This is a genomic window from Pseudomonadota bacterium, assembly GCA_022361155.1.
In the GTDB taxonomy this organism is placed as follows: domain Bacteria; phylum Myxococcota_A; class Polyangia; order Polyangiales; family JAKSBK01; genus JAKSBK01.
Map to the genome: position 1 here is coordinate 1 of JAKSBK010000225.1, position 8,431 is coordinate 8,431.

The window sequence follows — 8,431 nt, forward strand, 5'->3', positions numbered from 1 at the left end:
CCGTCGAGATCGCACCCGGGTAGCTTCTACGCGCTCGCGGAAAGCCCCCAACTGTTCAAGCAGCTTCTGATGGTTTCGGGTTACGAGCGCTACTTTCAGATCGTGAAATGCTTCCGCGACGAGGATCTGCGCCTGGATCGGCAGCCCGAGTTCACCCAAATCGATGTCGAGATGAGCTTCGTGAACGAGGACGATATCTTCGGCGCCATCGAAGGCTTGATACTGCGTATCTTCCGCGAGGTGCTCGATATCGACCTAATGCAAAGCTACCCCGAGGGTCGCTTTCCTCGCATGGACTTCGCTGAAGCGATGACGCGCTTCGGCAACGACAAACCCGATCTACGTTTCGGCCTGGAGCACACCGATCTGACGGATCTCGTCATCGAGCACGGAGGCGGTGGCGTGTCGTTCTTCGAACCGATCGCAGGCAGGTTCCAGAGCAACACCTACCGGCGCGACCTGCCCGCCGAGATCATCAAGGCCTTGGTCGTTCCAGCCAGCGCAGGCATGTCCCGCGCCGAGGGAGACAAGCTCGAGCAATTCGTAAGACAGATGGGTGCGACCGGGCTCGCGCGCGCGAAGGTGGCGGCCGGAGGCGAATGGACCCAGAGCCCGCTCGCCAAGACGGTCAAGCGCCCTTTCCGCGAGGCGGTCAATAGCGCGCTGCGAGCGCAGGAAGGCGACGTCGTCTGTTTTCAGTTCGGACCCACGGCACGGGTCAACACGATCATGGCGAACCTGCGGGTGCACTTGGCCAAGAAACTGGAGCTGATTCCCGCTTCGGGCAGCGGCGGGCACTGGAACCTTACCTGGGTAGTGAACCCGCCCTTGTTCGAGTACGACGATCAAGACAAGCGCTGGGTGGCTGCACACCACCCCTTCACCCGGCCCCACGATGCTGACCTGAGCAAGCTCGAGAGCGACCCGGGTACGGTGCTGTGTCACCGCTACGATCTCGTGCTCAACGGCTTCGAGATCGGCGGAGGCTCGATCCGTTTGCACGATCCGCAAGTGCAAGCGAAGGTGTTCGCCGCCCTGGGCATCGACGCGGAGCAAGCAGAGCGGAAGTTCGGTTTTCTGCTCAAGGCCCTGCAGTTTGGAGCACCACCGCACGGCGGAATCGCCTTGGGCCTCGACCGCATCGCCATGCTGCTCACCGAGACCGAAGCCATCCGCGACGTCATCGCTTTCCCCAAGACCCAAAAGGGAAACGACCTGATGGTGGGAGCGCCCGACCGGATTGACCCGGGTCAGCTGGCCGAGTTGCGCATCGCTACGCTGGACTAGACTCAAGCTATTCGAGGAGGTCCCAAGGCCGCCAGCGGGGTGGGGCCGGTACTAGACCGGTACTCATTGGCGTGCCATGTCGGCGGGTGTGTCCCAGTCGCGTAGCTGCTCGCGTTCCAGCGCCGTCAGCTCGAGCTCTCGGGTGTCGGTTCGCGCAAGCAGACCCTGCAAGGAGCGCTCCCCGCAGGCGAGCGCCTGGTCGAGCACGGGCCGAACCAACGGCGCTCGGTAGCACGCGAAGAACCCCTGCCAGCGGCCGTCCTGCTCCCTGGCAGCGATCACGGCGCCGCCGCTTGTCGCACGAGCCAGCCTGGCAACAAGCTCGGGGGTCACGAAGGGCATGTCGCAGGCTACTGCAACGACGCTGCGTGGACCCGCGTATCGCAAGAGCGCACGCAGACCCCCGAGCGGACCCACGCCCGAAGGCTCGTCGTCCAAACGCTGCAGCTCGGGCGCGACGCCATGGTAGGCGCAGGCGTCGCCCACCATGGCCGCCCGGAGCTGCAACACGCCGGCTATGCGCGCCCATCGCGACACGATCGGCTCGGCGCTCGACGGACAGCGCAACAAGCCCTTGGGACGACCACCCATACGGCTCGAGCGACCACCAACGAACACCCCGAGCACGACCGATGGCAACGGTTTGGACTGAGTCACGTGCAAGTCGCCTCGCGCGGCCGGGCCCCCGCTCGACCTTGACTCCGATCGACCGCCGGCAGGTTGGCATGCAGCTGCCAGGGGTCACCATAGCTCGGTCGCATGCTATCGTGCACCCCTGCGCAGGCGCTGGTGTGCTGACACATTCGTTTTGGGCCCGATGAAGCGACGCGCGATCGACGCACTGGCGGGCGGGCTCCCGCTGCTCGCCTACGCTGTCACCACATCGGCCCACGGCTACTGGCTCGACTCGGGCGAGTTTGTCGCTGCCTCGATCGATCTCGGCATCGCGCATCCCCCGGGTCAGCCGCTGACCGCCCTGGTCGGCCGCGTCTTTTGCATGTTGCCGGTTGGTCCTCTCGCCTTTCGGGTCGCGCTGGCATCCGCGTTCATGGCCGCGCTGGCCGCGCTTGTGCTCAGACGCACGATCGAGGCCACGCTGCACAGCGTGGGTCTCCACAGCAGGCGGCTGACCCTGCCCTTGAGTCTGGGCGCGGCGTGGAGCGCCGCATTCGCCCCGGGCTTCTGGCTGCAGGCCGTGCGTCCCGAGGTGTACGCCCTTCAGGCAGCGCTCGGTTGCCTCGCGCTCGAGCGCCTTACCCGGCTGCACAGCAGGTGGCCGACGCGCGATCTGAGAGCGCTCTCGAGCGCGACGTTCGCACTGGGACTGGGGCTTGCGAACCACCACCTGCTCGGCCTGGTCGTCGCTTGCGCCGCATTGCCGATGATCCTGGCTGTCGCCCGCACTGCAGGGGCCAGCGCGCTGCTCAAGCCCGCCAGCTTCGGGCTGCTTGGCCTTGGCACGTACCTGTACCTGCCGCTGCGTGCGGCAGCAGCGCCTACACCGAACCTCGGCGACCCGGACAGCATCGCGCGGTTTGCCTGGGTCGTCTCGGCGCAAGCGTTCCGGAAAAACACCGGAGCCGGTGTGCCCCAGCCTCTGTGGGAACGCTTCGCCGACGTGCTCGTACAGCTGGGAGACAACATGCACGTGGCCTGCCCCCTCGCGCTCGCAGGCATCTACAGTTTGCTGCGCATGCCGAAGACCCGCCGGCTGGGCGCGATCTGGACGACGTTGCTGATCGCCCTTGTCGCGGCACGTGCCTGGCTCGGTTTCGTGCGCTCCAACCCGGACGCGCTCGGCTACCTCATGCTGGCACTGGCTGGACTGGCCGCGGGAGCGGCAGCGTTCGTAGCGGCGCTGCTGGTCACGCTCGAGCGGCGAAAGCGCACGCGAGCACCGAGCGTCCCCACGCGCGATCCGCCGTCGAAGACCAACACGCGTGCGTCGCTCCGAACGACAACGGTTTGCGTGGGCCTGATGGTCGTGGTTGGCGTGTGCTTGATCGGGCGCGGCGCCGGCAGGGCGTCGCTGAGGAGCTTCGATGCTGCAGATGCCTTCGATGACGCTTTGTGGCGCGACCTGCCCCCGCGTGCACTGGTGTTCGCTCATGCACCGCAGACGATCTTCCGGCTGTGGAGCCTGCAAGCTGAGCAGCACGCGCGCCCCGACGCGTTGCTCGTACCGCTTCCCTTCGCAACCTATCCCCACATGGCCGAAGACCTGCTGGCACGCGCGCCCGAGCTCAGGGCGTTGCTTCGGAGCTACCTGTTTGACGGGAGCCTCGAGCAGGCCGGCCTTCAGTCGCTCGCCGCGCTGCGCCCGGTTCACGTGGAAATGGATGTGCGCGTCCCGCCGCCACTCTACCGTACGCTGCTGCCGGCTCGACTGTACTTTGAAGTGCTCGCCGACGGCGCAACCCGCGCGGACGAACGCGCGGCGGCCCGCACGCAGCTGCGCTACTACGAGCAGCTCAACCGCCGCCTCGAAAAACAGCGCCACGAGCCTGCCACACGGGCTCTGCTGTTGTGGCACTACTACAATGCAGCGCTCTACTACGCGGGCTTTGGCGACCCTGCTTCCGCACAGGCTGCGCTCGCACTGGCCCTCGAGATCGAGCCTCTGGAGCGTCACCTAAGGGAGCTCAAGCGCGTCGTTGACGAGGGACAGCTCGGTAACCCCGCAGATCTAAGTCCCTTCCGGCGCCTCGACTTGCGTCAGCGTTAGGGCCGGGATTGACCGGACCTGGGGCGTGGTTAGGTTGACTCCCAGAGGAAAGGACCCATGCGACTGGACAGGCTGACCTCCAAGACCCGCGAAGCGCTCATGGCGGCGCAAGATCAGGCGACCCGCCGCGCGAACCCCGAGCTCGTGCCCGAGCACCTGATGGCGGCGCTCCTCGAGCAGCCGGACGGTGTAGCAGCGCCCCTGCTGGAAAAGGCTGGAGTCGCCCCCGAGAGCCTGGCGCAGAAACTGAAAGAGGAGATCGAGCGCCTTCCACGCGCGCAGGGAGGGGCCGAGCCGGCGCTGTCCCGTTCGTTGCACGAGCTGTTGACACGCGCCTGGGCGGAAACGGAGAAGCTCAAGGACGAATACACGAGCGCGGAGCACATCCTGCTCGCAAGTGTCGTCGGACGAGACCGTTTGGGCACCCTGGTGCGCAAGGAGGGTCTGGATAGAGACAAGCTCCTTTCGTCCTTGCAGGAGGTGCGCGGCGCCCAGCGCATCACCGATCCCGAGCCCGAAGGCAAGTTCCAGGCACTCGAGAAGTACACGCGTGATCTCACGCAAGCGGCACGCAGCGGCAAGATCGATCCCGTGATCGGACGCGACGAGGAAATCCGCCGCGTCATGCAGGTGCTGGCAAGACGCACCAAGAACAACCCTGTGCTGATCGGCGAGCCAGGCGTGGGCAAGACCGCCATCGTGGAAGGCATTGCGCATCGCATCGCGAACGGTGACGTGCCCGAAAACCTCAAGGACAAACGCCTGCTGGCTCTCGACCTGGGCTCCCTCATCGCCGGCTCCAAGTACCGCGGTGAGTTCGAAGATCGGCTCAAGGCGGTTCTCAAGGAGATCGAGGCCGCCGAGGGGCACGTGGTGCTGTTCGTCGACGAGCTGCATACGCTCGTGGGTGCGGGTGCGGCGGAGGGTGCGATGGACGCAAGCAACATGCTCAAGCCCGCGCTCGCGCGCGGCGACCTGCGCTGCATCGGCGCTACAACGCTCGACGAGTACCGCAAGCACATCGAAAAGGACGCAGCGCTGGCCCGGCGGTTTCAGCCCGTATTTACCGGGGAGCCGTCGGTCGCAGACACGGTCACGATCCTGCGAGGGCTCAAGGAGCGCTACGAGGTGCACCACGGCATCCGCATCCAGGACTCGGCCATCGTAGCCGCTGCCACCTTGTCCGATCGCTACATCAGCGATCGCTTCCTGCCCGACAAGGCCATCGACCTCGTGGACGAGGCCGCATCGCGGCTCAAGATGGAAATCGATTCGATGCCGCACGAGATCGACACGCTCGAACGACGCATCATGCAGCTGGAGATCGAGAAGCAGGCGCTCAAGAAAGAGAGCGACCCGCACAGCAAGGCGCGTTTGCAGGAGCTCGATAAGGAGCTCGCCGAGCTCAACGACAGCAAGGCCTCCATGCGCGCCCGATGGTTGAAGGAAAAAGAGCTCATCGCAACGATCCACGGCAAGAAGGAACTGGTCGAACGGCTTCGGCTGGACCTCGAGCGCAGCCAGCGTGTCGGCGACCTGGAGGGCGCCGCACGCTTGCGTTACGGAGAGATGCCGGCGGCGCACAAGGCGGTCGAAGAAGCGCAGCTTGCCCTCCAGAGCGTCCAAGCGCGGGGCAGCTTCCTCAAGGAAGAGGTGACCGACGAGGACATCGCGTCGGTCGTGTCCAAGTGGACTGGAATCCCGGTCAGCAAGATGCTCGAGGGAGAGCGAGCCAAGCTGCTGCGGATGGAGGAGCAGCTGCGCGCGCGTGTGGTGGGTCAAGACGAGGCGATCACGGTGGTAGCCAACGGTGTGCGCCGCAACCGAGCCGGACTCGGCGATGAGAACCGCCCGGTGGGCTCCTTCCTTTTCCTGGGCCCGACGGGTGTCGGCAAGACCGAGCTCGCGCGAGCGCTCGCCGAGTTCCTGTTCGACGATGAGCGAGCCATGATTCGGCTGGATATGAGCGAATACATGGAGAAGCATTCCGTCGCACGTCTGATCGGGGCTCCACCAGGCTATGTGGGCTACGAGGAAGGTGGCCAGCTTACCGAACCGGTGCGTCGCCGGCCCTACAGCGTGCTGCTCTTCGACGAGGTCGAAAAGGGGCACCCGGATGTCTGGAACGTGCTGCTGCAGGTGCTGGACGACGGTCGCCTGACCGACGGCCAGGGCCGCCATGTGGACTTCCGAAACGCGGTTATCATTCTGACATCGAACGTGGGCTCGCAGCATATCATCGGCATCGATGACGAGACCGAGGCGGCCCAGGCCGCGCTTGCTGATCTACGCAATGCCTTCCGCCCCGAGTTCCTGAACCGAGTGGACGAGATCGTGGTCTTTCGTCGTCTAGGAAGGGCCGAGCTCAGAAGCATCGTGGACATCCAGCTGCGCCGTTTTGGGCAGCGGCTCAAGTCACGCGAGCTGCAACTCGAGGTGAGCGACGCAGCCAAGAACGCACTCGGCGAGCTCGGCTACGATCCGACCTTCGGCGCGAGACCGCTCAAGCGTGTGATCCAGCGTCGTTTGGAAAACCCGCTCGCCGAACGCATTCTGGCGGATGAGTTTCAGGCCGGCGACCGCGTGGTGGTGAACCTCGGGGCTCAGCGCGAGCTCACCCTCGAGCGCCTGGCTGCGGAGCCGACCACCCCGTTGCTGACCGACGCGGGCTAGCGAGCCAGCCAGATGCCGGTGCAACGTAGGGGAGGTTCTTCAATGATTTCGGTAGCCGGATAGCTGGGCGGCTGGGCGGCGGTTCGAAGCCGCGCCTTTCTTGGGGTGCTATCGTGGGGCCGTACTTGCCAGCCAGCTGGTTTCGGCTATGGTTGCCCGCCCACCTGGCTGGAACCGAGGGTATGCTGGGAGACACTGTTCAATGCAGGCCCGTAGAAGTCGTCGTTGGCGACCGTGGGCTTGAACGCGCCATCAAACACTTGAAGCGGAAGATGGCCAACGAGGGCATCTTGCGCGAGCTCAAGCGCCGAAGGCACTACATGAAGCCGTCGGTGCGCAGGCGAAAGAAGGAAGCCGAGGCCGCCAGGCGGCGGCGCAAGCGGCTCAGGCAGCTCGAGGCCCGTTGACCGGGCATGCTGCTCGATCGGGGCATGCTGATCGGGGCGTGCTGATCGGGGCGTGCTGATCGGGTACGCCCCTTGACCGGGCATGCCTCTTGGTTGGGCATGCCTCTTGGTTGGGCATGCCTCTTGGTTGGGCATGCCTCTTGGTTGGGTACTGCCTTCCGCTACACTCGCAGCTTGCGCTCGATGGCCTCGATCTCCGACTGCAGCTTGCTGTCCTTGTCCAGCAGGTCGCCGATCTTGCGCACCGCGCTCAAGACGGTGGTGTGATCGCGCCCGCCGAAGCGGCTTCCAAGCTCGGGATAGCTTGTCCCGAGGCGTTGCTTGCACAACCACATCGCCACCATACGAGCGTGCGTGACCGAGCGATGCCGCCGCGGTGATTTGAGATCGGCCAACCGTATGTTGAAATACTCGCATACGGCGCGCTGAACATCCTCGACGGAGGTCGCTGTTTCGGGGCGAGGCATCACCGATCGCAAGGCCTCTTTGGCGAAATCCAAGTCGATGGGCTGGTTCGAGAGCTCGGCCTTGACAGCCAGCCGCAACAGGGTGCCTTCGAGTTCCCGTACGTTGTTCGTAACGACCTCGCCAATGAAGAGCGCTACATCGTCAGCGAGCTGAATCCCTTCCTGCTCGGCCTTCTTGCCAAGAATCGCCACGCGCGTATCGAGCGCAGGCGGCTGGATATCGGCCACGAGCCCCCATTGGAATCGGCTGATGAGCCGCTCCTCCATGTCGGGGATGTGTTGGGGATTGACGTCGCACGAGACCACGATCTGACGATCGGAGTGATAGAGCGCATTGAAGGTGTGGAAGAACGCTTCCTGCGTCTGCTCTTTGCCTGCGAGAAACTGGATGTCATCCACGAGCAACACGCCGCACTCATCCCGGTAGCGGGCGTGGAACTCGTTCATCTTGTTGTTCTGGAGGGCCCAGATGTACTCGTTCGTGAAACGTTCCGCGGAGAGATAGAGAATATGGGCGTCCGGCCGGTTCTGCAGGATCGTGTGCCCCGTCGCGTTGATCAGGTGCGTCTTGCCAAGGCCCACGCCGCCGAAGAGAAACAGCGGGTTGTAGCGTCGGCCCGGACTGGAGGCCGCCGCAATGCTGGCCGCGTGCGCAAGCTGATTGGAGGGACCGACCACGAAGCTCTCGAAGCGGTACTTCGGGTTGAGCCCGGTCGTTTCTCTTGGCTTTTCACGCATATGGACCCGAGGTGCTGAACGGGAGGAGACCGGGGTTCTCGCCTGGCCCGGGTGGGAGCCGCCCTGCGCCCTGAAACCGCCTTGCGCTTCGGAACCGCCCTGCGCTTCGGAACCGCCCTGCGCTTCGGAACCGC

6 protein-coding genes are annotated in these 8,431 nt (G+C 64.9%); 4 read left to right on the forward strand and 2 right to left on the reverse strand.

The annotated features are described in order from the left end of the window. Positions 1-1,287: aspartate--tRNA ligase (gene aspS / locus MJD61_08640; GenBank protein ID MCG8555338.1), on the forward strand; the 1,287-nt coding region annotated here is incomplete at its 5' end. Between the two features lie 63 nt (positions 1,288-1,350). On the opposite strand, the gene MJD61_08645 is transcribed toward aspS, so the two are convergent. Further along, positions 1,351-1,944, reverse strand: coding sequence for a molybdenum cofactor guanylyltransferase (locus tag MJD61_08645; protein MCG8555339.1), 594 nt, complete (start codon positions 1,942-1,944; stop codon positions 1,351-1,353). Positions 1,945-2,104: 160 nt separating this feature from the next. On the opposite strand from MJD61_08645, the gene MJD61_08650 reads away from it, so the two are divergent. The 3 genes from MJD61_08650 to rpsU all read left to right on the forward strand — a co-directional run bounded on the left by MJD61_08650 (position 2,105) and on the right by rpsU (position 7,092). Further along, complete coding sequence (locus MJD61_08650; protein ID MCG8555340.1) at positions 2,105-4,012, forward strand: DUF2723 domain-containing protein; 1,908 nt, start codon at positions 2,105-2,107, stop codon at positions 4,010-4,012. A gap of 57 nt (positions 4,013-4,069) precedes the next feature. Beyond that, entirely contained in the window at positions 4,070-6,685 is a 2,616-nt protein-coding gene (clpB, locus tag MJD61_08655) for an ATP-dependent chaperone ClpB (protein MCG8555341.1), read from the forward strand. 182 nt (positions 6,686-6,867) lie between these two features. Beyond that, positions 6,868-7,092 (forward strand): 30S ribosomal protein S21, encoded by a 225-nt coding sequence (gene rpsU / locus MJD61_08660; protein ID MCG8555342.1) that lies wholly within the window; start codon positions 6,868-6,870, stop codon positions 7,090-7,092. 161 nt (positions 7,093-7,253) lie between these two features. Here the strand turns inward: rpsU and dnaA are convergent. After that, on the reverse strand, positions 7,254-8,431 hold a 1,178-nt coding region (gene dnaA / locus MJD61_08665), incomplete at its 5' end, for a chromosomal replication initiator protein DnaA (protein MCG8555343.1).

Excerpts from the sequence above, each read along its gene's own strand:
- rpsU (MCG8555342.1), top strand. The coding sequence starts at position 6,868 with ATGCTGGGAGACACTGTTCAATGCAGGCCCGTAGAAGTCGTCGTTGGC.
- clpB (MCG8555341.1), top strand. The coding sequence starts at position 4,070 with ATGCGACTGGACAGGCTGACCTCCAAGACCCGCGAAGCGCTCATGGCG.
- MJD61_08650 (MCG8555340.1), top strand. The coding sequence starts at position 2,105 with ATGAAGCGACGCGCGATCGACGCACTGGCGGGCGGGCTCCCGCTGCTC.